21 protein-coding genes are annotated in these 25,321 nt (G+C 59.0%); 14 read left to right on the plus strand and 7 right to left on the minus strand.

Features of this window, described 5'->3' with window-relative positions; genetic code table 11:
• Window positions 1-88: 88 nt before the first annotated feature.
• The 7 genes from LOC68_RS19780 to LOC68_RS19810 all read left to right on the plus strand — a co-directional run bounded on the left by LOC68_RS19780 (window position 89) and on the right by LOC68_RS19810 (window position 9,629).
• A complete protein-coding gene (locus tag LOC68_RS19780) occupies window positions 89-2,779 on the plus strand; it encodes an ABC transporter permease subunit (RefSeq protein WP_230221943.1) in 2,691 nt (896 codons plus the stop codon).
• Window positions 2,776-5,316, plus strand: a complete 2,541-nt coding sequence (locus LOC68_RS19785; protein ID WP_230221945.1) for a phosphate ABC transporter permease PstA — start codon at window positions 2,776-2,778, stop codon at window positions 5,314-5,316. The genes LOC68_RS19780 and LOC68_RS19785 overlap by 4 nt, the downstream gene beginning before the upstream one ends.
• Window positions 5,317-5,391: 75 nt before the next feature.
• Window positions 5,392-6,258 (plus strand): phosphate ABC transporter ATP-binding protein PstB, encoded by an 867-nt coding sequence (pstB, locus tag LOC68_RS19790; RefSeq protein ID WP_230221947.1) that lies wholly within the window; start codon window positions 5,392-5,394, stop codon window positions 6,256-6,258.
• A gap of 58 nt (window positions 6,259-6,316) precedes the next feature.
• Window positions 6,317-7,495, plus strand: coding sequence for a hypothetical protein (locus LOC68_RS19795; RefSeq protein ID WP_230221949.1), 1,179 nt, complete (start codon window positions 6,317-6,319; stop codon window positions 7,493-7,495).
• 54 nt (window positions 7,496-7,549) lie between these two features.
• Window positions 7,550-8,218, plus strand: coding sequence for a phosphate signaling complex protein PhoU (gene phoU / locus LOC68_RS19800; protein ID WP_230221951.1), 669 nt, complete (start codon window positions 7,550-7,552; stop codon window positions 8,216-8,218).
• A 142-nt stretch (window positions 8,219-8,360) separates the two neighbouring features.
• On the plus strand, window positions 8,361-8,987 hold the full coding sequence (locus tag LOC68_RS19805; RefSeq protein WP_230221953.1) for a winged helix-turn-helix transcriptional regulator: 627 nt from the start codon (window positions 8,361-8,363) through the stop codon (window positions 8,985-8,987).
• A gap of 399 nt (window positions 8,988-9,386) precedes the next feature.
• Window positions 9,387-9,629, plus strand: a complete 243-nt coding sequence (locus LOC68_RS19810) for a hypothetical protein (protein WP_230221954.1) — start codon at window positions 9,387-9,389, stop codon at window positions 9,627-9,629.
• Between the two features lie 843 nt (window positions 9,630-10,472).
• Here LOC68_RS19810 and LOC68_RS19815 read toward each other — a convergent pair.
• From LOC68_RS19815 to LOC68_RS19830, 4 genes are all read right to left on the minus strand, one after another.
• Window positions 10,473-12,341 carry a sodium:solute symporter family protein gene (locus LOC68_RS19815; RefSeq protein WP_230221956.1) on the minus strand — a complete coding sequence of 623 codons (1,869 nt, stop codon included), beginning with the start codon at window positions 12,339-12,341 and terminating at the stop codon, window positions 10,473-10,475.
• An 8-nt stretch (window positions 12,342-12,349) separates the two neighbouring features.
• Window positions 12,350-12,637, minus strand: coding sequence for a DUF4212 domain-containing protein (locus tag LOC68_RS19820; RefSeq protein WP_230221958.1), 288 nt, complete (start codon window positions 12,635-12,637; stop codon window positions 12,350-12,352).
• 704 nt (window positions 12,638-13,341) lie between these two features.
• On the minus strand, window positions 13,342-14,226 hold the full coding sequence (locus LOC68_RS19825; RefSeq protein WP_230221960.1) for a metallophosphoesterase family protein: 885 nt from the start codon (window positions 14,224-14,226) through the stop codon (window positions 13,342-13,344).
• A 130-nt stretch (window positions 14,227-14,356) separates the two neighbouring features.
• Window positions 14,357-15,544: a phosphoglycerate kinase gene (locus LOC68_RS19830; RefSeq protein ID WP_230221962.1), complete on the minus strand. Its 1,188-nt coding sequence runs from the start codon at window positions 15,542-15,544 to the stop codon at window positions 14,357-14,359.
• Between the two features lie 237 nt (window positions 15,545-15,781).
• Here LOC68_RS19830 and LOC68_RS19835 point away from each other — a divergent pair, with 237 nt between their 5' ends.
• The 5 genes from LOC68_RS19835 to LOC68_RS19855 all read left to right on the plus strand — a co-directional run bounded on the left by LOC68_RS19835 (window position 15,782) and on the right by LOC68_RS19855 (window position 19,345).
• A complete protein-coding gene (locus tag LOC68_RS19835) occupies window positions 15,782-16,489 on the plus strand; it encodes a hypothetical protein (RefSeq protein ID WP_230221964.1) in 708 nt (235 codons plus the stop codon).
• A complete protein-coding gene (locus LOC68_RS19840) occupies window positions 16,489-17,214 on the plus strand; it encodes a hypothetical protein (RefSeq protein WP_230221966.1) in 726 nt (241 codons plus the stop codon). The genes LOC68_RS19835 and LOC68_RS19840 overlap by 1 nt, the downstream gene beginning before the upstream one ends.
• A gap of 80 nt (window positions 17,215-17,294) precedes the next feature.
• Complete coding sequence (locus tag LOC68_RS19845; RefSeq protein WP_230221968.1) at window positions 17,295-17,912, plus strand: hypothetical protein; 618 nt, start codon at window positions 17,295-17,297, stop codon at window positions 17,910-17,912.
• Window positions 17,906-18,604 carry a hypothetical protein gene (locus LOC68_RS19850; protein WP_230221969.1) on the plus strand — a complete coding sequence of 233 codons (699 nt, stop codon included), beginning with the start codon at window positions 17,906-17,908 and terminating at the stop codon, window positions 18,602-18,604. The genes LOC68_RS19845 and LOC68_RS19850 overlap by 7 nt, the downstream gene beginning before the upstream one ends.
• A gap of 15 nt (window positions 18,605-18,619) precedes the next feature.
• Entirely contained in the window at window positions 18,620-19,345 is a 726-nt protein-coding gene (locus tag LOC68_RS19855) for a hypothetical protein (RefSeq protein WP_230221971.1), read from the plus strand.
• Window positions 19,346-19,393: 48 nt separating this feature from the next.
• Here LOC68_RS19855 and LOC68_RS19860 read toward each other — a convergent pair whose 3' ends face one another.
• From LOC68_RS19860 to LOC68_RS19870, 3 genes are read right to left on the minus strand one after another with little or no spacing between them, the layout of a single operon-like run.
• Window positions 19,394-19,828, minus strand: a complete 435-nt coding sequence (locus LOC68_RS19860; RefSeq protein WP_230221973.1) for a Fur family transcriptional regulator — start codon at window positions 19,826-19,828, stop codon at window positions 19,394-19,396.
• Window positions 19,829-19,872: 44 nt separating this feature from the next.
• Window positions 19,873-22,104: a heavy metal translocating P-type ATPase gene (locus LOC68_RS19865; protein WP_230221975.1), complete on the minus strand. Its 2,232-nt coding sequence runs from the start codon at window positions 22,102-22,104 to the stop codon at window positions 19,873-19,875.
• The gene (locus LOC68_RS19870) at window positions 22,101-22,439 is read right to left on the minus strand and encodes an ArsR/SmtB family transcription factor (RefSeq protein ID WP_230221977.1); all 339 of its coding nucleotides are present in this window, start codon (window positions 22,437-22,439) and stop codon (window positions 22,101-22,103) included. Before LOC68_RS19870 ends, LOC68_RS19865 begins: the two co-directional genes overlap by 4 nt.
• A 165-nt stretch (window positions 22,440-22,604) precedes the next feature.
• On the opposite strand from LOC68_RS19870, the gene LOC68_RS19875 reads away from it, so the two are divergent.
• Window positions 22,605-23,897, plus strand: coding sequence for a peptidylprolyl isomerase (locus LOC68_RS19875; protein ID WP_230221978.1), 1,293 nt, complete (start codon window positions 22,605-22,607; stop codon window positions 23,895-23,897).
• A 389-nt stretch (window positions 23,898-24,286) separates the two neighbouring features.
• On the plus strand, window positions 24,287-25,300 hold the full coding sequence (locus LOC68_RS19880) for a LysR family transcriptional regulator (protein ID WP_230221980.1): 1,014 nt from the start codon (window positions 24,287-24,289) through the stop codon (window positions 25,298-25,300).
• The last annotated feature ends 21 nt before the right edge of the window (window positions 25,301-25,321 follow it).

Consider the following 25,321-nt stretch of genomic DNA (forward strand, 5'->3'; position numbering starts at 1 on the left):
GTCGCCTCTTCGGTTCGAAGGGGCGGCGCGTTTTTCTGTTTCCAGCGTCTCGGTTTGAACGAGACTCCCGCCGGACTAGCCCAGCCCCATGTCGCAAGACGAAAAGAGTTTCTCCGGCCGCCGACGTCGCATGAAGACGCGCTGGACGGTCGCCGCCGCCGACGTTCTGTCGGAGTTTGTGATTACGGTTGGCGGTATCGGCACGATCGTCGCCGTCATGGCGGTCTTCGTCGTTCTGGTCGCTCGCGTCGCGCCGCTCGGATTGCCGGCTTCGATCACTGGCGAAGTTTCGCGCGAGACCCACTGGGGTTCAGCCAAGCCGGTTCATCTGGCGGTTGATGAATACCGCACGATCGGCTGGGTCTTGTTTGACGACGGTCGGCTCGAATCGTTTCGGGTCGACAACGGCGAAAAGCTGGGCGAAACCCGGCTTTTCCAAGACAAAAAACTCTCCGCCATTTCGACCTCGGTCGGTCGCGGCGGTCTGCTGCTTGGCTTTCTGGACGGCACGATTCAGTTCGCCGACGTCCACTTCAAGACGTCGTTTATCGACGCGGTCAACGCGCCCGAAGAATTTCATGGCATGAAGCCGGGCGAACTGGCGACCTACAAGCCGAGCGACGACGAAACCGGCGTCATCGAACTGACTTCGCAAGGTCAGTACCGCTTGCAGGTACTTGAGTCGAGCGCGATGGAGCCGCTGAAGGTTTCCGACAAGGCGATCCTGATGCTTGACCATGTGCCGGAAGCGGCCAGCGGCGGCAACTCGGTCAGCGTCTCAAAGGACGATCGCAAGTACGTCAGCTATTCCGCCGACGGGAAGCTGCGTTACGGCCTGGTGCTGGAAGAGGAGGACTTCCTCTCTGGCGACATCACGCTGAAGAACGACATGATCGAGCTGGACATCGCCGAGATTCAAGGGGAGCGTCCGCAGTTCCTGTTGCAAACAGCGCGCGGCAACGACATTCTGCTCGCGTGGAAATCGGGGCAAATGGTTCGCTTCGTTCGTGAAAACGGAGAGAACGGCTTTCGTCTAGCGCCGGCCGAAAAGATCGACCTCCTCCCCGATACCGACGCCGAGTTGACCGTGTGCGACTTCATTCTCGGTCGCGAGACGGTCTTTGTTGGCGATAGCGACGGTGGAGCGAGCGGTTGGTTCCTGGTTCGCGCCGCCGAAACCGACGATCCCGAAATTCAAGCCCGTAAGACGAGCGACGGATTCACGTTGGCTCGCGTGCACGTGTTGCAATCGGCGCCGGGCGAGAAGGTCGTTTCGATGCGAGCCTCGGAGCGGAGCCGCATGTTGGCGGTCGGTTACGAATCGGGCCGTTTTCGCGTTTACCAGATGACGACCGAGCTGCTGGTGCTCGATCGCCATTTGCCTGGCGACGTTCCGGTCGTCAGCGCCATGATCACGCCGAAGGATGACGGTCTGTTGGTCGAGTCGACCAAGGGGCTTTATCTCTGGAACTTCGATCCTCGACATCCCGAGATCAGCGTCGCCGCGGCGATCTTGCCGGTCTGGTACGAAGGGTACCCGAAACCGCGGCAGATCTGGCAAAGCTCGTCGGCCGGCGTCGAACCGGAAATGAAGCTCGGCCTGTATCCGCTGATCTCCGGTACGCTCAAGGCGACCTTCTACTCGATGTTGTTCGGTGCGCCGATCGCTTTGTTGGCGGCGATCTATACCAGCGAATTCACTACGTACAAAGTTCGGACGGTCGTCAAACCGACGGTCGAAATGATGGCGAGCCTGCCGAGCGTCGTGCTCGGATTTTTGGCGGCGATCGTTTTCGCTCCGGTGGTCGAATCGTTCTTGCCCTTTTTCCTGACGACGATCGTCGCCGTCCCGCTCACGTTTATCACGGCGGCGATGCTGTGGCAGTTGATGCCGCGGCGAATCGGCTTGATCCTGGAAGAATGGCGACTGTGGTTTATGGTGCCGGCGCTCTTTTTGGGGCTGTTCATTTCTTACCAGTTGGCTCCGTGGGTCGAACATCTCGCGTTCGACGGCAATGTGAAGTCATGGCTCGACGGAAAGGGGAACGGCGTCGTCGGCTGGGTGATGCTGATGATTCCGCTTGCAGGGATGCTCGCCTTCTTCGTGAACGGCGCCTTCATCAATCCCTATCTCCGTATGCACGCCATCAAGTGGACCCGTTCGCAGTTCGCGCTGATGAGCCTCATTAAGTTCGCCGCGCTGGTCCTGCTGGCGTTCCTGTTGGCGTGGGGCGTTTCCTCGCTTCTGTACTGGTTGCCGACCTGGTTCGGCGGTTCGCCGTTTGATCCCCGGGGAACCTTCGTCGACAGCTACGCCCAGCGTAACTCGTTCGTCGTCGGTTTCGTGATGGGATTCGCGGTGATTCCGATCATTTACACGATCGCCGACGATGCATTGGCGACAGTGCCGAAGCATCTTCGTTCCGCTTCGCTCGGCTGCGGCGCCACACCGTGGCAGACGACGGTTCGCGTGGTGATTCCGACCGCCATGAGCGGGCTCTTCTCGGCATTGATGATTGGTCTGGGTCGCGTGGTCGGCGAGACGATGATCGTGCTGATGGCCGGCGGTAATACGCCGGTGACGGATTGGAATATTTTCAGCGGGTTCCGCACGCTCAGTGCGACCATTGCGATCGAACTGCCCGAAGCGGTAGAGAACAGCACCCACTTTCGCATGTTGTTCGCTGCAGCCCTGGTGCTGTTCGTCATCACGTTTTTGATCAATACCGCGGCCGAAATTGTGCGGCTGCGTTTCCGTAAACGAGCTTACCAACTATGACCTCGCCTGCTCAGAACGACGCCGCCGCCGCTCCGCGCGAGAAACGAGGCCACGTTTCCAAACCGGGACTCTCGCTCCTTGCGCAGGGTGAGCCGATGGTCTGGCTGACCGGCGGATCGCTCGCCCTTTGTTTGCTGATGATCTTCGGCCTGTTGTCGCTCGTCATTTACAACGGCATGCGCACCTTCTGGCCAGGGCGGCTCTACCAGGTCGAGACGGTCGACGGAGCGATTTATCTCGGTGAAGCGGCCGGCGTTGAACGCTTCGAGTTGACCGAGCAATTGATCAACTCGTTTCCGTCGGAGCTGAAAAAGGCTCGCGAGAAAGCGCTGGAGAAGTTCGAAGCGGCCGGCAGCGTGCCGGTCGAAGTCGAACGGCGTCAGTATCGTACCGGCAACTTCGACATCATCTCGAACTTCGACCGGGAAGGTACTCACTACCATACCGTGAACGAGTTCGAGCTGGTTCAGCCCGAAGCCGAATTGCCCGAATGGGCGATGGTGATCGAGCGGCTCTCGTGGGGACGTTTCTACGGGATGCCGGTCGAATTCAAACTCGACCATCTGCGACCGATCTCCGCCGACGAAGAGCAGCTGAACGACATCGTCCTGCTGATTCAAAGCAACATGTATCGCATCAGCGACGCCGATCAATCGGCTCAGCTGAAAGAAGCCCTCGCGCCGGTCGAAGCGGAACTGGCCAAAACGCGGGCCGCTAACATCGATGCGTTCATCGCCGAAAACAAATCGCTCGAAGGCGAATTGCGGGCGAAGCTGAAGTCGGGCGAGGAGAAGCCGTTGGCCGACGTCAAATCGGCCGAAGAGAACGTCGTCAGCGTCGTTCAAGCGTCGGTCGGTCCGGAACAAGCGTGGGACAAATACAACGAGTTCCATGACGAAGTGATCAGCCGTTCGCATCGTCGCAAAGAGATCGAAGAGTTCGAAGTCGGCGAGGTTAACAGCGAAGAAGAAAACGCCCGGTTGTCGCTGCGGGACGAAGAAATCAACCACCCCGGCGTCTTCGTCGTCGAATTGGCGAACGAACTGGCGCGTCTGCAAGGTCAGGTCGCGACGCTCGACGAGATCGGTGAAAAGAACCAGGCTACCCTCAAGCAGATCGAAAAGCGAAGCGGCGCTGATTCGCCGCTCGCCAAGTTCTCCCAGGAGATCGTCAAGGGGCTCGCGACCGATCTGGCCGATCAGCAGTCGCAGCCCAAGAAGCGCATCGCGGAAATCAAGGAATTGATCGCGGGCATGCCGCCGTCGACGCAAGGGGCGGTCGACAACTTCCTGAAGATTCGAGAAGAGTCGACGCAGCGGACCGTCGCGCTGCAGCAGAAGATCAATCAACTGAATGAAGAGAACGCTCGCTACGTCCTGCACATGCAGACGGCGCAGAAGATCGACAAGGATATCCCGCTGTCGGAAATCGTCCTCGCCTTTCCCGCCAACCGGTTGAGTCTGGCGGGTCAGCTCGGCGTTTACATGTCGCGCTGGGGCGAGTTTCTGATGGACGATCCCCGCGAAGCGAACTCCGAAGGGGGCGTCTTCCCGGCGATTTGGGGAACGGTTGCGATGACGATGATCATGTCGGTCATTGTGGTGCCGTTCGGCGTGCTGGCCGCTCTCTATCTCCGCGAATTCGCCAAGCCCGGCCCGATCGTCAGCGCCATTCGCATCAGCATCAACAACCTGGCCGGCGTGCCGAGCATCGTCTTCGGCGTGTTTGGCTTCGCCTTTTTGATCGGCAACGTCGGACGCTTTATTGACGGCGGTCCGCGGAACGCCGACTTGCCGGTGATGTCGTCCAACCGTTGGTATTTGTTGCTGATGGTCTTGGCGGCGACGGCGTGCGGCGCGTTCATGATGTCGATGTACGCGGTCAGCAATCGTCGGCAATTGACCGGCGGTCGAAACCTCTGGCTCGGCAAGTTCGCGCTGCTCCTCTGGATCGTGGCGACCGGCGCGTTCGTAACCGCGCTGGCGACGACTCCGGAGTTCAACGGCTTCTTCACGTCGCATCTTCCGAACCCGGTGTTCGGTAAAGGGTGTTTGGCGTGGGCCAGCATTACGCTCGCTTTGTTGACGCTGCCGGTCGTGATCGTTGCGACGGAAGAGGCTCTTGCTGCGGTTCCCAACTCGTTGCGTGAAGGGTCGTACGGCTGCGGCGCCAGCAAGTGGCAAACCATTTGGCGCATCGTCCTGCCGCACGCTCTGCCGGGGATCATGACCGGCATGATTCTGGCGATGGCGCGCGGCGCCGGCGAAGTCGCTCCGTTGATGCTGGTCGGCGTGTTGAAACTGGCGCCGGAACTGCCGATCGACTTTTCGCCGCCGTTTTTGCACTTCGATCGCAGCTTTATGCATCTGGGTTTTCATATTTACGACCTTGGTTTTCAAAGTCAGAACAGCGAAGCGGCCAAGCCGATGGTTTACACCACCACTTTGCTGCTGATCGCCGTCATCGCAATGTTGAACTTGTCGGCGATCTGGCTTCGCGCTCGTCTACGACGACGATTCCAACCGGGACAGTTTTAGTGATCCGAGCGGAGATCTAGCGGTACAATGACGACGCAACGCGAAATTGAGAAGATTCCTCAAACGAGAAACAGCGTGAACGAGATTACCTCTCCACAGCAGCCCGCCGAAGGGAAACAGAACCGGTTGGAATTGATCGCCCAGGGGCATCATTTCGACTCGGTCATCCACGACGCGGTCAAACGCGAAGAGTGCGTGCTTGAGATCAAAGACTTCAATCTGTGGTACGGCGAGAAGCAAGCGCTGTTTAACGTCAACATGCCGGTTCCCAAGGGACAGGTCACCGCGCTCGTCGGTCCGTCCGGTTGCGGCAAGTCGACGCTGCTCCGCTGCGTGAACCGGATGAACGACCTGATCGACACGGTTCGCATCCAGGGAGACATCGTGCTGAACGGCGATTCGATCTGCGACGCCGGCGTCGACGTGATCGAACTTCGCAAGCGGATGGGGATGGTGTTTCAAAAGCCGAATCCTTTTCCGATGAGCATCTTTGAAAACGTCGTCTATCCGCTCCGGATTGACGGCGAACGGAATCGCGGCGTTTTGGAAGGGGTTTGCGAACATAGCCTCAAAGGCGCCGCCATCTGGGATGAAGTGAAAGATCGTCTGCATGAGAGCGGGCTCAGCCTCTCCGGCGGTCAGCAGCAACGTTTGTGCATCGCGCGGGCGATCGCCAGCGAACCGGAAGTGCTGCTGCTCGACGAACCGTGCTCGGCTCTCGACCCGATCGCAACCAGCAAGATCGAAGACCTGATCCGCGAACTTCGGGGCGAGTACTCGATCTTGATCGTCACCCACAACATGCAACAAGCGTCGCGCATCAGCGACTACACCGCGTTCATGTACTTGGGGCGTCTGGTCGAATTTGGACCGACCGTCGACATCTTCACCAATCCGAAATTGACCGAAACGAACGCTTACGTGACCGGACGGTTCGGCTAGTCGAACCTCCGGCGGTACTCTTATTCGTCTGCTAACGCGCCATCATCAGGGGAAAGTGATGTCTCGAATCGTTGGAACTTTGGTTTGTTTCACGCTGATCGCCGTCGCCGGCTATCCGGCTATCGCCGACGAGCGCCGTTCGGAGCAGCACGCTAAATTCGCCGCCGACTTCTGGAACTACCTGGATGGGAAGTTCGACAAGTGGGAAGCGATTGGGGAACTCCCGAGTTCGGTTCCCGCTCCGCACGTTTCCGGCGAGTCGAAAACGTACGCCAATCCGGCCGCTTTGAAGAACCTCAAAGACCCGGGCTATGGTTCGATCTTCGTCGTCGAGCACCTGCAGGATGGCAAGTCGATCGGTTTGACCGCCTGCTTCCGCGCCAAAGCGGGTATCGACGTGAAGCAGAACGACTGGTACTGGCTCTACTATCTGCCGGCCGGCGAAGCGGTGAAGACTTCGGCCGACAAAGCCGCGTTCGACAAGCCGGGCTTCGTCACCTTTGAAGACGACGGCCGCTTGTGGGTCTTTAACCTGAACAATCCGAACCTGGCTGACTTCCTGAGCGTTGGCGAGTTGACCAAGCAGGTGATTCGTCCCGGCGTTGGTCCGTCGGCGATGACGCTGAAGTCGGATGAAATGGAAACGATTCTCGGTTACCTCGCCGCCAAGCCGGGCTTTGTGACGGCGATCGAAGATGGCCGCGTGTGGGTCTTGAAGGAAGGTAGCGACGCGGCGAAGGAGTTCCTCGCCTCGGGCGAACCGGCCAAGCAAGTGATCCGCCCCGGCGTTGGTCCGCTCGGCACGACGCTGAAGTCGGACGACGCCGCTACGATCGCCGCCTACCGTTACGCGAAGCCGGGCTTCCAAGCGGCGGTTGACGGCGACGGTCGCGTCTGGGTCTTTCCGGCCGACAGCGACGCGTGGAAGGAATATGTCGCCAGCGGCGAACCGGCCGCGCACGTCACCAAGATCGGCGTCGGCCCGAATCGCGAAACGCTTAAGACGCGCGACGCCGGCGTGATCGAAGCTTACCTCGTCGCGCAGCCGGGCTACGTGACCAAAATCATTGATGGCCGTCTGTGGGTGGTGCGGGTCGACTCGGCCGACCTGAAGGAATTCGCCGCCAGCCACGATTTGGCCAAGCATGTCACCAAGATCGGCGCCGGCCCGCTGGGGATGACGATCAAAAGTCCCGATAGCGAGACGATCGACTCGTACATGCGAAACTTCCGCTAATTTGCGGAAGTCCAGGGCGGATGCGTTTTCAACGCAAACAAGGATTGAAATGGTATGACGGTTCATTTTGAAAAACAACTCGATCAGCTTCGGCGGCAACTGGTGACGCTCGGCGCGATGGTCGAAGAGCACGTCAGGTTGGCGATTCGCGCCGCGGAAGAGCAGGATCGCGCGCTCGCCCAAGAGGCGATCGATCGTGACGATGAGGTCGACGCCTTGCAAATGGAGATCTCGGAAGAGTCGCTCCACCTAGTGGCGTTGTTTCAGCCGGTCGCTTCCGACCTGCGGTTTGTGATCTCGGTTCAAACGGTTATCAACGAGTTGGAGCGGATCGGCGACCACGCTCACGACATCGGCCAAGGGGTGTTGCGTCTGATCGACTCTGGCGCTCACTTCGACTTGCCGCCGCTGTTGCAAACCTCGAAGGAAGCGTCGATCGAGATGCTGCGGCAAAGTCTCGATGCGCTGTTGGATCGCGATGCGGCGAAGGCCCGCGACGTGATCCTCGCCGACGACACGGTCGATCAGTCGCATCGCGGCATGTATGACTGGTTCAAGAACGGCGTTCGCCAGCGTCCGGACGATCTCGACTGGATGATGGAGATGCTGACGATTTCGCGGCATGTCGAACGGATCGCCGATCATGCGACCAACATCGCAGAAACGGTGGTCTACCTGGTCGAAGGCGAACTCGTTCGCCGCGGCGGCGACCGGGCGCCGTAGTCGTCCCACAGCGTTTTGGCGTTTTCGTTTCTGGTCCCCATCGTAGCGTCCCGCGATGAACAACCGGCTTGTGCTCATTATCGGCCGTCAGGGCAGGCTCAGCTCCGCCTTGGCTGATAACCTGCGACAATCAGGTTGTGAGGTGCGCACTGCAATTGATTCGGACGATGGCCTGGAGCAGGCGATCGCCCATTCGCCCGACATCGTCCTGGTTGGGCATCACTCGCCCGAGTCGTTCGATATGTGTCGCCGCATCAGCAGTCGGATGCGGCCCGAGCAGCTCCCTGCGTTTCTGGTGACGCCGGGCGTTGGGACCAGCGAAGCCGAAGAGGGAGAGCCGGAGTCGATCGATTCGTTGTTGGCCGAGACCCTGGCGCTCGACTTGCTCGCTCAAGGCGTGAAGACGCTGCTGAGTCGCGCTCGTCAGGCAGGACAAGACGACGTCGTCCTCGAACATCATGGGCTCCGTCTTGATCGCACGCGCTACGTGGCTGAACTCAAAGGGGAGTCGATCGGCGCGACGCCGACCGAGTTTCGGTTGCTCTGGACGTTGATGGCGAAGCCGGGACATGTCTTTTCGCGGCACGACTTGTTTGAGGCGTGTCACGCCGAGCATGAAGGTGAGCCTTCGGCCCAGTCGCGAGCGATCGACGTTCATGTAAAGACGATCCGCCGGAAGTTGGCGGAACAAGCAAACCTTATAGAGACCATTCGAGGGGTAGGCTACCGATTTCGGGAGCCGGTTTGGGGCGTTTCTCCATTCGAGTAGGGTTTTTGTCGTCGTAAGTGACGATATATCTAGTGTTTGCGTTTTGTCATGAGTTAATGAAGAGTTCGTCCTTAGCTCTTTAAATTACCCAACCCGGAACTTCAACTGGGTGGCTGGCCCTTTCTCCAAATGGGTAGGTTGCGTCCGGTCTTAACTTAGCGACAATAAGTTCCTGCGATCTTTCCCAGCTTCGCGGACGAGGGATCAAAGGACTCCGAGTCTTAGAAGGAACGACGCCGCTAGCTCTGCTATCATACCGGTAGCGACTGACGGTGATACTGGCGTCAACGAAGACGCCAGCGTGTGTGAAACGGATTTCCACTGCCGCGGATTTTACGCTTCGCCACGACGGTATCAGGAGGGACGAAGTTTGACATGGTAGTTTGGAAATTGGCTGGTATGACTTTAGCCCAAAAACGAGATGAGCTTCGCCAGGAACAAGGGACTCGATTTGTCGAGCCCGAAGAATTCTGCGAACTCGCGGTGTCGAGCCGCAAACTAGTACGCAGCGACGTGAGCGCCGCTTCGGTCAAAGGGCTCTATAGCCCGGACGACGACTTGTACTACTTCGTCGAGGAAGAACGCCTCGACAACTTCCGAACCGCACGGGTGCTTGATAGCCAACCGCTGCAGATCGCCTAACGGCAATCTGCTATCGGCCAACGCTAATTCGCCCGTCGCACCGCTTTCGTCAAAGAAAGCGAACACCCCTACGTTCTCATCCTAAAAAACTGCAAAGCCGCATCGGACCCCAATTTCCGAGGCGGCTTTTCCTTTGCGCTCTCGGCGCTGTTTCGGAAGAATAGAACGCGGAAGCCACGGTGAAGAGCACGGAAGCCACGGTAGGAGTTTTTCCTTCCATAAGCCGCTGTAGATGTAAATTGCCAAAGAACTGCCGGACTGGACCGCAGCGCACATTTTTTTCGTAGGGTGCGTCTGGACGCGCCACGGACCTGCCGCGGCGGTTGGGCCCTGTTCTAGGGTGTCGCCGCACACAACTCATCCGTTCGCCGACTGGACTGGACCGCGAACGACATTTTTTTGCGTCACCTTACCCATCCGCCCCGTCAGGCAAAATGGAGAACCCGCCGGCTCCATTTCGCTCACTGGACTGGACCGCAGCGCGTTTTTTTGCTCCTGGGAGTGGACTGGACCGCGATGTTTTTTTCTTGGGCCTACGAGTTCCTCCAGCGTTCGTTTGGGGCCTTTGACCGATCAGCGCGCAGGTGGAGCGCCAACGCGAGCTCCCTCGCGAATTCTCCCAGGCCCAAGCGGTCGGTGAGAGAGGCTGACCGCCGCGATTTATCTTGCCGCACGACAATCGACCCGAAGTCCGTGCGCTTTGTCAACTGACAATTATGAGACGATACTGGCCCGATGGCGCGGCATCTTGTCGCTGCGCGACCCAGCCAGTCTTAACAGACTGGTCGGGCCACCCAATTCAGATCATTGGGTCTTTATTCGACATTCGTCATTTCCAGCCGCTTACGGGTTGTCCGCTTCGGCGTCGCTTTCGTCGAAGTGGGCTTCCGGGGCGTGCGAGCCGCGGGGAATGCGGACCTCGTCGACCAACTGCTGGATTTCTTCCGGCGGGGCCGGGGTCAGGCGGCTGACGACCAGCGTCACGATAAAGTTGAGTGCACAGCCGACCGCTCCGATCGACTCGGGAGAAATGCCCCCCTCAGTCCAACCGGCGAACATCGGCGTAATCAGCGGCTCGCTGAAGAGGAACGGCAGGATGACGTTCGCTTTGCAGGCCAGGATGTAGCCGCCGGTGAACAAGATCCCGACCACCATGCCGCAGATCGCTCCTTCGCGATTGGTGCGACGATCGAAGATCCCCAGGAAGACGATCGGGAAGAAGCTGGCCGCCGCCAGACCGAAGGCGAACGCCACCACTTCGCCGATAAAGCCTGGCTTGATGATCCCGAAATAACCGGCGACCACGATCGCCAACAAGATCATGATGCGAGCGACCGTCAGGCGCTTCGCTTCCGAGGCGTGCGGATCGACGAAGTGGATGTAAAGGTCATGCGCGATCGAGCTTGAGATGACCAGCAGCAAACCGGCGGCAGTGCTGAGAGCCGCGGCTAGGCCGCCGGTGGCGACGATCGCCACGATCCAGGCGGGCAAGCCGGCCACTTCCGGGGTGGCCAGAACCAGGATGTCTTTGTCGATAGTCGCTTCGGCGTATTTATCTCCATCCTTTTTGAGCGAGATGACGCCGTCTCCATCCTTGTCGTCAAACTCGATCAGGTGGGTCACTTGCCAGGTGTTGATCCAGTGGATCGGCTTTTCGGTTCCATCCTCGCCGACCGAGGCCAGGTGATAAATCTTCTGGCCGGTTTTTTCGCCGTCGTCGTTTTCCGCTTCGTCGATGTTGACCACCTTGGCGCCGTTCAGCGTGCTCAGCAGGTTGTACCGAGCGAACAGGGCCATCGTCGGCGCCGCCGTGTAGAGCAACGCAATAAACAACAACGCCCAGCCCGCGCTATAGCGAGCGGCCCGGACGTTGGCGACGGTGTAAAAGCGGACGATCACGTGCGGCAGGCCGGCGGTGCCGGCCATCAGGGCGAACATCGTCAAAAAGACGTTCAGCTGCGAGCGGTTGGTAAACGGCTCGGTATAGGCCTTAAAACCAAGCTCCGCATGCAGAGCGTCAACTCGGTCGTGAATGTCGCCGGTGACGAAGCCGAGCTGCGGAATGTAGCTGTCGGTCAGCATCTTCGAGAGAGCGATCGACGGAATCAAAAAGGCGAGGATCAGCACGAAGAACTGCACGACCTGCGTCCAGGTAATCCCTTTCATCCCACCGAGCACGGCGAAGAAAGCGACGATCACCATCCCGATCACCACCCCGTATTCGACCGGCACTTTCAGGAAGTGGGAGAAGACGAGCCCGACGCCGCGCATCTGCCCGGCGACGTAAGTGATCGAAACGAAGACGGCGCAGAGCGCGGCGACGATGCGAGCGGTTTCGCTGTAGTAACGTTTGCCGACGAAGTCGGGAACGGTGAACTGCCCGAACTTCCGCAGATAAGGAGCCAACAGCAGCGCCAGGAGCACGTAACCGCCGGTCCAGCCGAGCAGATAAACGGTGCCGTCGTAACCGCTGGCGGCGATCAAACCGGTCATCGAGAGGAACGACGCAGCGCTCATCCAGTCGGCCGCCGTGGCCGCACCGTTGGCGACCGCAGGAACGCCGCCGCCGGCGACGTAAAACTCGCTCGTTTCCTTCACCCGGCTTTGCCAGCCGATGTAGATATAGATGAAGAAGGTGATCGTGACGAAGATGTACGTCCAGACGGTGCTCGACATCTCGAAGAAGCCGAGCAGGGGGGTAATTTCAAACATGGTCGGCACTATTCCTTCACCCCGTACTTCTTATCGAGTTGGTCCATGATCAACGCGTAAGCGAAGACCAGCACGACGAAGACGTACATCGCCCCTTGGTGGCCGAACCAGAATCCGAGGGGGAGACTGCCGATATGCCAGGCGTTTAGGGGCTCGACGAAGAAGACCGAACAGCCGAACGAGACGACTGCCCAGATGAGCATCATGATTACGATGACGAGGAGATTGGCTCGCCAATAAGCGACGTTCGGGCGCGCAGAAGCGGCCGAAGGTTGTTCATCTTGGGGGGAAGACATGCGTAGACCTAAGCAGCAGGAAATTCAGAAACTTTTTGAATTTGCGCCGTCTTAGGGGAATCGAAGAGCCGCCCCGTGTCAAGTAGCGGGGCAATTTTCGGGGTGAAATGGGTGAAGGGCTGCTGCGAGGAAGAATCGAGAGAAAGAATGTTTTAGCGAGCTTTCCTGATTGGTCTCTGGCAGCAACTCAGCTCCGTTCTAGCGTCACTTGTCCAATGATCGCCCAGATCGCGACGAACGCGATACCAAGCCATGCATGGAGAATATCGATAGGCATAGCGTTTTCCAGCTTGTGGTCAGCATTAGCCCATCCGTGTCCGAACTTCACCCGTCCGTGGCAGAAGAAGGTATCGTCGCGCGGCCAGCGCGATTTGTTGAAAAAGATCAACCGACGCTACAGCCGCGATAGCATGACCGCCAAGCAAAGGCGGACGCGACAATCCAATCGCTACAGCTTCCGGTCGGGGGGCGAGAGGACGTGGGGTTGTAACGGATGTAGCGACCGCGGGGCGCTATCATGGGTGCCGTTGCCACGTCTTCGTGGCAATGAAAGTGTATGAGGCGATCGTTTGAGTTGGACGTTCTCCGAGTCCATGAGATCGGACCGTCGACAAGCAGTTGCCAAACCTAGTCCTATTGAAAACGCATACATTGCCACGAAGACGTGGCAACGGCACCCTAATACGGAAGCTGGCGACAACGCCTTACGCGTTCCAGCTGTAGTCGTCCTGGTTCCGGAAGCCTTCCAGCCGCAGCGAGCCGTCCGACAACAGTTCCAGCAGCGAGTAGCCGTTGTGTTCGGCGCCGCTTCCTTCGACCATTGCGACCAGCGTGCAGTAGTGGATCCCGTCGAGCTGCTGGTAGTCGTTTTTGTGGCTGTGTCCTTGGAAGACCGCCTTGACGTTCTTCGACAATTCGAGAATCGTCCGGACGTCGGCGGCGTTGCGGACCATGTGACTGCCGGCGTTATCCAACCGCTGATGGGCGAAGACGACCGTCGGCTTGTCGTTGGCGGCCAGGTCGTCGGCGAGCCACTTCAGCTCTTTCTGCGGCACGTTGGCGTCGGTCCAGACGAAGTTCTTCCGCTGGTAATGCTTCCCTTCGCTGGTGAAGCAAGAGTCCAACACCACGAAGTGCCAATTGCCCCGATCGAAGGAGTAGTACGACTCCTCTTTGCCGACGGCGCCCAGGAATTCGGCCTTGGTCAGCGTGTCGACGCAATGGTTGCCGAGCACATAGTGACGATCGCCGCAGATCTTCTGGAACTCGTCGTTGACCGTCTTCAGATAGCCGAGCTCAGTTTCGACATCGCTGGCCGCGTCGATCAAGTCTCCCAGCTCCACCATCATGTCGAGCTTCGCCGCCGAGAGCTTGTCGCTCGCTTCCATCAACTTGCCGAGGGTCTCGCGATAGTAACGCGTTCCTGCCGGCGGTTTGTCGGCGTGGTGCAGGTCGGTGATCAAGCCGACGCGCAGGTCGATCGAACTTTCGGCGGCCAAGGCGAGCGAACTGCCGGCGGCAGTCAGCAGCAGCGTAGAACCTTGCAAAAACGCACGGCGGTCCAGGCGGACCGGTTGGGAGGCTGGCATGGCGTTGTCGGTGGGTAGGGGAAGGGGGGGGCTTTCAACTACTTTATACGCGAAGGATCTGGCGGACAACAAAAAAAGGACGCCCCCAGCGGAGGCGTCCTCAAATCTTCATCGACTTGTGTGCCGTGGCTTACTTTTCGTCGAGCAGATCAACCGCCGCGAACTTTTGGCCTTCCAGCATCGAGAGGCTCGCGCCGCCGCCGGTCGAGACGTGCGAGACCTGGTCGGCGAAGCCGAGCTGGGCGATCGCCGCGGCGCTGTCGCCGCCGCCGATGATGCTGATTGCGTCGCCGTCGGCGATCGCCTGAGCGACGGCCTTGGTCCCTTCGTCGAACGGCGGCATTTCAAACACGCCCATCGGACCGTTCCAGACGACCGTCTTGGCGCTCTTCACCAGGTCGGCGTACATCTTGGAAGTTTCCGGGCCGATGTCGAGACCTTCAAAGCCGTCCGGGATTTCGCCAGCGGCGCAGATGACCTTGTTGCAGTCCCCCTTAAAGGCGTCGCCGCAATGGGTGTCGACCGGCAGGACCAGCTTGTCGCCGCCGGCGGCGATCAGTTCTTTCGCCAGATCGACTTTGTCTTTTTCGACCAGGCTGCCGCCGACCTTACCGCCGGTCGCCAGCGAGAAGGTGTAAGCCATGGCGCCGCCGATCAGCACCTTGTCGCAGATGCCGAGCAGGTTCTTGATGACCATGATCTTGTCCGAGACCTTGGCGCCGCCGAGGATCGCGACGAACGGACGCTGGGGGCTCTTGATCGCGTCGGTCAGATACTTGATTTCTTTTTCGACCAGGAAGCCGGAGACCTTCGGCTTGTCCCCCATCGCTTCCGGCACGGCGACCATCGAAGCGTCGGTGCGGTGGCAAGTGCCGAAGGCGTCGTTGCAGTAGATGTCGGCCAGCGCGGCGAGCTTGCCGGCGAACTCGGCGTCACCTTTCTTCTCCCCTTTTTCAAAGCGGAGGTTTTCCAGCACCAGGACGTCGCCGTCCTTCAGCGCGGCCGCTTTGGCGACGGCGTCGCTGCCGACCGTATCGGTGGCGAAGGCGACCGCTTTGCCGATCAGCCCGGCCAGCGCTTCGGCGGCCGGCTTCAGGCTGTACTTCGAGTTGTCGGCGCCCGGTTCGGGACGACCCAAGTGGCTCATCAAAATCAAGCGGCCGCCGCGGTCGAGGACCGACTTGATCGACGGCAACGCCATTTCGACGCGGCGGGCGTCGGTCACATTCCCGGCGTCATCCAGCGGAACGTTGAAATCGACGCGCATCAGGACGGTTTTGCCAGCGACGTCGACGTCGGCGATCGATTTTTTGGCCATGAGCTTCTCTCGTTCTATCGGGGGTGAAAATCCTGCTGGGCGACTTGGGGCCCAGGTCATGCTCGTAAACTGCTGCGAAACCGCCACTTTACCCGCGCTGGCCGATCGAGAAAAGCGGCCGCAATTTGCGCACCGATCGCATCGCAAAAACCTGACCTAATGCGGGACAAATTACCCGCCCGCCGCTATAGTGGCGGCGGCACGTCCCCCGCTTGTTTTTCCCCTGAAAGAGCCGCGATGACCACGGTTGAGCCGCCGCCGCAATTGGGTGACGAGGAGGAGGGACTTCCGGCGCAACGAGCGATCGAGCCAGAGGCGCCGGCGTCCCAGTTTCGCTTCTCGATGACGCGGCTGATTATTGCGACGGCGATGGCGCCGTTGCCGCTGCTGTTGATTCATCCGGCGCCGAGACACGAGAAGTACGCCTGGTGCTTCGTACTAAGTTGTTTCACGCTCTTTGCGACGGTTCTTTGGATCAAAGCGCGCGATTTGCCCCGCTTGAATTTGGCGGTGTTCTTCATGGCGCTGCCCGGCATCATGATGATTGCGCCTGTCGCGATTCCAGTTTTTGCGATCTTATTTGCAGTGCCGGCGATGTTTCTCGCCGGAAAGATTTTTCCCCGCTCGGGCAATGAGGAGCGATGCGTACTGAAGTGCAACCAGGTGCTGAAGAGCGCCGCGTATCTCTTGGTGACGATTTATTTTTTCGCCTGGGTTGCGATTACGATCTGCTTCACTCAAAGACCAGCGCATTTCTCGATCGGGCTGGTAGGGATGTTCGTATTGGGGGCATTGGTACCGGTCAATTTCTATTGGATCGCAACTTGTCCTGATCAAGATCTCGACCAGCGACCGGAGTTAGCCTTTTGGTTTGAAACAACGATGGTATTAATCCCTGCCGCCGTACTGTTTGCGACGCTGCGCGTGATAAGGATCTATATCTAGTGCATGACGCATTGGAGCAACCCGAAGAGACGAGAGTCAAGCGACGGGAACTGCCGCCGCAGGAAGAGCCTTCGCGCTGGCGTTTTTCGGTCACGCGGTTGATCGTCGCGACGGCGATGGCGCCGTTGCCATACTGGATGATTCCAACCAACGATGAGGCGGCGAGGATAGCGCTCGCGGTCAGTTCGCTAGCGGTAGCTGGCTTCGTGCTGTTGGTGCGAGCTCGCCATTTGCCGCGAATTAATCTCACGTTGCAACTGGGAATGCTGGGGATGTTGTTTAGCTCGTGTTGCTTTCCGTGGCACTTGCTCCCATTTGCTCCGGCGCTGGGACTGGCCTGTTCCTTCGCCGTCGCGTTTTTCTTAACTGAGGCGATTTTTCCTTCGCGCGTGGTAAATGGACGACAGCCAATTACTCCCAAGGTGAAAAGCGTCTTGAAAACGGGGATGTTTCCCTTTGGTTTTTTGTTTTTGATCGTCATTCTCATGACGGTCATGATGCCTGCGGGGCGAAGCGATAGCGGCGTCGTTTTTCTCAAGATGCTGGCGATTGATCTGCTGATGCTGGTCTTGTTGGGGCTGAACGTCGACGCTTGGATTCATGGCGTCGATAAAACGCTCGACGAGCGCCCCGATCTTGGCTATCGGTACGAAGCGACGACGCTGTTGCTTCCGGTCGCGGCGATCGTAATCTTCCTGCGAACCTTTCCGAGTGAAGTTCCGTGACGGTAGAGCGTAGGAAAGTCGACGATTCCGCCGAATCACAGCCTTTACGGTCAGCCGGTTCGCGTCCGTCGATCGCACGTTTGGTCATCGCGATCGCCGCCGCGTCTTTGCCGCTGCTGATGATTCGCGAGGATCAGCCGGACGGCGCCGTTTACTTCGGCATGAGCAGCGTGACCCTCTTTCTGGCGGCGCTCTGGATGAAGGCGCGTCAGCTGCCGTTTTTGAATCTCGCGTTGGTTCCGCTGGTCGCGATCGCCTATCTCGTTGCATTCGGCGCCTCGTTTCGACCGCTTTACGGCATCGAGATTGACTCGATTTACGTCGTGGTGCTACTAGGACTCGTTTATTATGCGGCGCTGTTCCTGATCAGTCGCCTGTCGGCGGTTCGTCAGGCGGTGAATCGGACGGCGTGGGTGTTGTATTCTGGTGTGCCAGCGTACGCCTTTTTTATTGCCGCCACGAGTCGCCTGGTCGAGGTCGATCCTGCTATGCCGTCGCCACATGCTTTGATCGCGTGTAACTTGTTGCGAGTCTGGTTCGGTTTGTTGACCGTGGCGAATCTTTACTGGGCCGGGACCGACCGGGGAGAAATGTTGGACGAGCGGCCTGATCTGGGCGTACAGTACGAAGCGACGATGGTCGGGCTCCCGTACGTCGCCCTCTTTTTGTTCCTGCGGATGATGCGCAACGCATGGTAGCGAGCGAAGAGGAGAACGACTTTCCGGAAGAAGCGGCGCCGACCGAAGAGCGGCAGCCGCGGGACTTGTTCGTGCCGTTTCGCTTTTCACTCACGCGTCTGGCGGTGGCGATAGTCGCGGCGACGCTACCGCTGTTGTTTATCTCGGACTGGAACCGGGAGTATGGTTGGATCTTTTGCATCAGCAGCGTCGCGATCGCCGGAGTGGTCATTCGAGTCCACGCGGCCGACCTGCCTCGACTGAACGTTGCGTTTCAGTTGATCGTTCCCTGCATCGCGTTGTTCGCTTGCGGGATGTGCTGCGTTCCTTTCATCTTTCCCGCGATTGCAGGAATCGGCGCCTCGTTTTACTTCGCGTATCTGATGTTTCCCCGAGAAGCCGGCGACGAACATGAGCCTACGTCGACCATCTTCCTCTGGCTGTCCGGGATCTTCCCCTTTTTCCTGCTCTGCATGGCGGCGCTATTCATGTCGTTTGGGCGACGCATGTCGACGCCGATTCCCAGCGACAGCTATCTTCCCATTGTCTTGATGCCGACCATTTTCGCGCTGCTGACGGCGATCAATTTGTACTGGTTTGCGACCGATCCTGACGAACCGCTGGACGATAATCCGACGAGAGCGTATCTGTATGAATTGACGCTCGTGTTGGCGCCCTGTGCGACGCTCTTTTGGTATTGGGGGAAGGTTTGAAGGAAAGGAGGCGGCATGTCGCAATTGGATGAACCGCCGCTTTCGCCGGAGGAGGAGGACGCCAATTGGGCGCCGGCCAAGGATGTTTCCTCAGCCGCGCCGGCCGAGAAGATTTCATTTCGCTTTTCGCTAGCGCGGCTGTTGTTGGCGATGGCTGCCGCCCCGTTGCCGATGGTATTGTTCGCCAACAACAATCCTTTCGTTGCGTGGGTATTCGCTTTTTGCGGGCTAACGTTGGCAGGCGCCGTCTTCTTGGTGCGAGCGGAGGATTTACCGCGGATCAACACCGGCGTCACGGTGATGTTGATCATCGCAATCGCCGCAGCATGTGCGACGGGGACATTTGACTTTTGGGGCGTCGCCTTTTGGTCGATGTTGGGAGCGATTCCAGGGTTCTTTTACGCGCATGGTCAGTACCCCTATTATGTCCGCGGCGCCGGAAAAGATCACAAAGAGGCGCCTCGTTGCGAAAGCGTATTGGCGACGGGCGCGTGGATTTACGTGGGGCTGAATTGGATTGCCTGGAAGAACGTCGCCGCGTCGATCGGCGAGTCTGGATTGAGTGGGCCAGGGCTGGTCTTGATGACCGTTTTCGTGCTGCTTATCCCGATCAACATCATCTGGGTTGCGGGAGAGAAAGGAGCGCGCCTCGACCAACGTCCCGAACTTGGCTTCTATTATGAACTGACGTTGATCGGCATTCCGTTGGCGTCTCTGTGCATTCTTCTTAAGGGGTTATGAGCATTGCCGACCGGATTCCCTTGCTTGCACTGCGGGCTAGTTGGGGCGTTACCCGCATTCGCGGCAGTGCCCTTTCAGCAGCACTTCGGTGATGTCGCTGTACGACTTTTTGTTCGACGCTTTTAGTTTGATGTCGACGTCGTCCAGGCAGGTGACCTTGCCGCAGGTGATGCACATGAAGTGCGGGTGTTCGGTTCCTTCTTCGTGCGATTCGCCGCGGCGGAATTCGAACCGCCAGGTATGGTCGCCGACGTCGAAGCGGGAGAGGAGGCCCGCTTCGGCCAGTTCGACCAGGCTGCGGTAGATGGTCGACTTGTCGTAGCCGTGCGAGTCGAGCTCTTCAGCGACTTCCGCATGCGACAGCGGCGTGGTGGCGGCCGAAAGATATTGCAGCACGCTCAAGCGACAGGAGGTGCCGCGCAAACCTGCGCCGCGGACCAGTTCGCGAGCTTCGCTCATGGTGATTTCGGTAATTTTCGCCACGGTAATCGTCCTTCCGAAACGTTTCGCGTAATAGCGTTATGCGTTTAGTGTTGATTTGAGTTGAGCAAGCGCAAGCTGTTGGCGATCACCAGCAGCGAGACGCCGGTGTCGGCGATGATCGCGAGCCACAAGTTGGTCATCCCCAGCACCGCCAGGATGACGAAGATCGCCTTTACGCCGAGCGCAAACGCGATGTTGAATTGGATCATTCGCAAGGTGCGACGGGCGAGCCCGACCAGCCACGGAAGCTTGGTGATCTCGTCCGACATCAGCGCCACGTCGGCCGTTTCGATCGCCGCATCGGCGCCGATCGCTCCCATCGCCACGCCGACGTCGGCGGCGGCGAGCGCCGGACCGTCATTGACGCCGTCGCCGATCATCGCAATCACGTTGTCGCCGCGCAGCTCTTTGACGGCGGCGATTTTGTCTTGGGGAAGCTGTTCGCCGCGCCAATTGTCAATGCCGACTTCGGCCGCGACTTGCTGAACCGCGGTGTTGTTGTCGCCGGAGAGGACTGCGACGTTGCTGACGCCAAGATGATGCAGCTGCCGAACGACGTCAGCGGCGCCTGCGCGAATTTGATCTCCCAGCACAATCAGGCCGAGTAGCTGTTCGCCACGTCCGACGACGACCAGCGAGCCGATGCCAACCTGCTGGGCCGCGGTTTGCAATTGCTGCGGATCGCTTAAGCGCTCTTTCGCCATCGACAAGCTGCCGACCCAGGCCGGCGAACCGTCGATCTCGCCGCTCGCGCCGCGGCCGGGGATCTCTTGGAAGTCGCCTGGCTGCGCGAGCGTCAGGCCTCGTTCGGCGGCCGCTTTGACGATTGCGGTCGCGAGCGGATGATTGCTTTGTTGTTCGAGCGAAGCGGCGATGCGGAGGACTTCTTCTTCCGAGTAGCCGTTCTGCGGCGAAACTTGCGTGACGGCCGGAACGCCGGTGGTGATTGTGCCGGTCTTGTCCATCGCCAGCACGTTGACGCGGCCGAAGGTTTCCAGCGCCAGTCCCCCTTTGACCAGCACGCCGTTACGCGCCGCCGCCGTCAGCCCGCAAACGATGCTGACCGGCGTCGCGATCACGAGTGCACAAGGGCAGGCGATCACCAGCAGGATCAAGCCGTTGTAGAACCACAAGGAAACGTCATGCTGGATTCCCTCGTCGGAAATCTGCCCAGTCATATAAAGAAACAACGGCGGAACCACCATGATGACTGCCGACAAGATCATCATCGCCGGCGTGTAGTAAGCCGAAAACTTCTCGACCCATTGTTGGCTGGGAGCGCGTTGTTTGTGGGCGTCGTCGATCATCTTGGCGATGCGATCGAGCATCGTATCGCCAGCCGCGTGCGTCACTTCAAATTGAAACGACGAGCCGCCGTTGATTGTGCCGGCGTAGATCTCGTCGCCGACGTTCTTTTCGACCGGGACCGATTCGCCGGTGACCGGCGCTTGATTGATCGCGGGAGCCCCTTGTGTGATGACGCCGTCCAGCGGCGCTCGTTCGCCCGGCTTCACCAGGCAGATTTGCCCCACTTGGATTTCGGCTAGCGGTTTGTCTTTCCAGTCGTCGCTGCAACAGCGGACGTGCGCGATGGGTGGCGTCTGCGTCATCAGGTCGGCGATCGAACGGCGAGCGCGAGCGACGCTCCATTGTTCGAGCAGCAGCGACAGCGAAAAGAGAAACGCGACCATCGCCGCTTCAAAAAAGTCGCCGAGCAAACATGCGCCCAGGATGGCGACGCACATCAAGACGTTCATGTCAGCGCGAAAGTGACGCGCCGAGGTGAGCGCCTTGGGGGCGACGTACCACGCGCCGCTGATCATACCGAACAGGTAGAACGCAGCGACCAGGTAGTTCATCATCGGGACCACGCCCGACTTGGGAAAGAGTTCTGCCGAAAGGGCAGCATGCAGGCTGCCGGCCGACACGACATGGGTTAGGAAGCCGGCGGCGATCAGCGCCGCTGAGACGCCGGTGGCGATCTCTTTGCCGCGGGTCAGGTTGGCTTGCTGAGCGCCTGACTGGCCGCCGTCGCGAAATGGTTTGGCCGTCATGCCAAGATTGACCACCGCGTCGACCAACTGGTCATAGCTCAAGCGGCTATCGTCATACGCGACGTCCATGCGGCCGTTGATGACGTCGAAATCGAGTTGCTCGATCCCGGCGACCGGTTCCAGGCCGACGCGCAGTTGCCGCACTTCCTCCGCGCAGTCCATTTCAGGGACGTGCAGACTGACCCGTTTGAGCGCGATGTCGGTTAACGGCTGAGTGCTCATCGCGATTCCTCAGCGTGGGCCAAAGCGTTGATGACAAGTGCGGCGATGTGATCGTCGTCAAGCTGATAGTAGACATGTTTGCCGTCGCGACGAGCCTTGACGATCCGCTCTTGCTTCAGCAGCTTCAGACGCTGCGAAATGGCGGGCAAGCTGTCGTCGAGCAGTTCCGCCAATTGCGAAACGCACAATTCACGATGAATTAACAATGCCGCCAGATGGAGACGAGCCGGGTCTCCGAGGGCATGAAACAGGGCCGCCGCGCTGACTCGCGCCTCTTCGTCATGGGCCAAAGAGCCGGTCTCTTCCGCGAGATTCTGACTGGGGAGGGTTGCCATCGGACGCCTTAATTCAACAATTCATGAACTGTTTAAGTGAATTATGTGGCGAAAAACTCGCCGGTCAAACCCCTGGCGGCGAACGATTCGCACGGTCGCTCCGTTTTGATAGAGTGGGGGTTTGCTTGCACCGAAAGCGTTTACGTTGAAACGAGAGGATATTTGATGTTGCGGAAGTTGAAGCGGAGTCTGAACTTGTGGAGCGTCGCCGCGGCCCTGACGGCGATTTCCTGGCCGCTGTCGGTCTCTGCCGATGATGCCCCGGCTCCGGTCGCCCCTCCGACGGCGGAAGAAAAAGCGGAAGCGGAAAAGCCAGCCGCGGCTGAGCCAGCCAAGCCGGAGATGGAAAAGCCCGCCGCGGAAAAGCCTGCTGCCGAGATGCCGGCCGCAGAGAAGCCGAAGGCGGAGCCCGGCGAAAAAACGGCCCTCTTCGTCAAGAAGTTTGGCGAATGGAAGACGCTGTTGGCCAAGCTGCGCGGCTTGCAGGAAGACTATCGCCTGGCCGACGAAGACAAGTTGGTCGCGATTCGCAAAGAATACGACGAGACGCTCGATCAGGGCGAAGCGTTAATGGTGGAAATCAAGCAGGCGGCGATCGACGCGTTTGAAGAGGCGCCGGGTGCGAACAACGACGCGATCAACTTCATGATCCTCAGCGGCCACGACGCCCAGAAGAAAGACAAGAACGAGGAAGCGTACAAAATCGGCCGCTCGCTGATCGACCACGGCATTGAAAACGCGCCGATTTACTCGATGACGATTCGAGCCGCATTCGGCGCCGATCGTTTCGACGATGCGGTCGCCGTGACCGAAAAAGCGATCCAGTTCAAGAAAACGTCGGGTGACGAGGACTTCGCTCCGAGCGATGAAGCGCTGAACGAAGCGAACATCTCGGCGGCTTTCCGCGAGTTTTGGGCGAAAGAACAGGAGATTCGGGCCAAGGAAGCGGAAGCGGACGACTTGCCGCGCGTCCGGCTGACCACCGAACATGGCGACATCATCATCGAACTGTTCGAGAACGAAGCGCCGCAAACGGTCGCCAACTTCATCTCGCTGGTGAACAAGGGCTTCTATAACGGGCTCTCGTTCCACCGTGTGTTGGAGAACTTCATGGCGCAAGGGGGCGATCCGAAGGGAGATGGAACCGGCGGTCCGGGCTACCAGATCTACTGCGAATGCTACAAGCCGAACTACCGCCGTCACTTTAGCGGGACGCTCAGCATGGCGCATGCGGGACGCGACACCGGCGGATCGCAGTTTTTCATCACCTTCCGGCCCACTCCGGGTTTGGATGGCAAGCACACCGCGTTTGGGCGGGTGATCGAAGGAATGGATGTCGTCACCGACATCCAGCGGCGTGACCCGGAAGACCTCAACGCGCCGACTCCGGAAAAGATCATCAAGGCGGAAGTGATCCGTGATCGCGGGCATGAGTATAAGCCGACGATGGTGAAGTGAGCTCCCTTAGCATCGCTAGCATGACGATTTGTGGCCGTAGCAGACCCCTGTTGCGGCCTTTTTTTTGCAATTATCGGGCATCTTTTGCATTTCGGTGTATGTCCGCTATGAGCGAAATCCCTCCTGTGGAGGAGTTGCTTGTATCTTTTCCGCGTTGATCCGGCTTAAATTGGGCATTTTTTAACACGGCCTAACCCGTTTCTAGATAACAGGTTGTGGTCTGCTGATGCGCGATATGGGCATATTGTTGCCGAAAATGTCAATTAGCACGCTTGACGGTCTGATGGGGGACGAATAGGTTCGTATGTCTGTTTTTAATTCTGCATCCGCCACAGTATTCATTTTAAAAATACTGGTTGTCGCCCCGGTCCTAAACGAACAACTGCCCTATGCACGTCAAATCGCTCAAAGTGTTTTGCGACGTAGTAGGGCAACGTAGTTTCTCGAGGGCGGCGGACGAAAACGGGATTTCGCAGTCAGGCGCGAGCCAGGTCGTTCATCAGCTAGAAGAACGCCTGGGGGTGAAGCTCATCGACCGGTCGAAGCGTCCATTGGTGCCGACGCCGGAAGGAGAGATGTATTACCACGGCTGCCGCCAGATTGTGCGGCGGTATTACGCGCTCGAAGAAGACATCCGCACTTTCCATGAGGAAGTGGGGGGACGCGTCGCGGTGGCTTCGATCTATTCGGTCGGGCTGAGCCACATGAACGACTGCGTGCAGGAGTTTCTCTCGAAGCACCCCAAAGCGAACGTGCGGCTGCAATATCAGCATCCGCAGACGGTCGTGCGGATGGTCGCTTCGGATCAGGTCGACTTTGGCCTGGTCAGTTTTCCCCGGAACACGAAAACGATCAAAGCGGTCGCATGGCGCGAAGAGCCGATGGCGCTAGTTTGCTCTCCCCAGCACGAACTTGCGTCTCGGTCGTCGGTCTGGCTCGATGAGTTGGATGGGCGGGACTTCGTCGGTTTCGACTCGGAGTTGCCAATCCGCCGAGAAATCGATCGCGTCTTATCGGCCCACGGCGCCGAAACGCACATCGTGATGGAATTCGACAACATCGAAACCATCAAGCGCGCCATTGAGATCAACGCCGGCATCAGCTTGCTGCCGACGTCGACGGTCGTCCGCGAAGTTCAGTCAGGCACGCTGGTCTGCGTCGAACTCGAAGGTCGTCCGCTCGTTCGTCCGCTCGGCATTATCACGCGACAAGGAAAAGAGTTGGGCAAAACGGCTCGACGCTTCATCCAGTTGTTGCATGACAAAGCCGAAGTGAGCGAATTGGCCAAGGATCAAGTCGCTTCCGAATCGGCTCCCCTCTTCGCCGAATCGGAAGAGTTTTCCGCCGCGGAAACGCCCGCTGCGGAAAGCGACGTCGAACACGGAGTTTCGAGTCGCGCGTAGGCTGCCGAGCGGGATGGTCTC

Source organism: Blastopirellula sediminis, from assembly GCF_020966755.1.
Classification (GTDB): Bacteria; Planctomycetota; Planctomycetia; order Pirellulales; family Pirellulaceae; genus Blastopirellula; species Blastopirellula sediminis.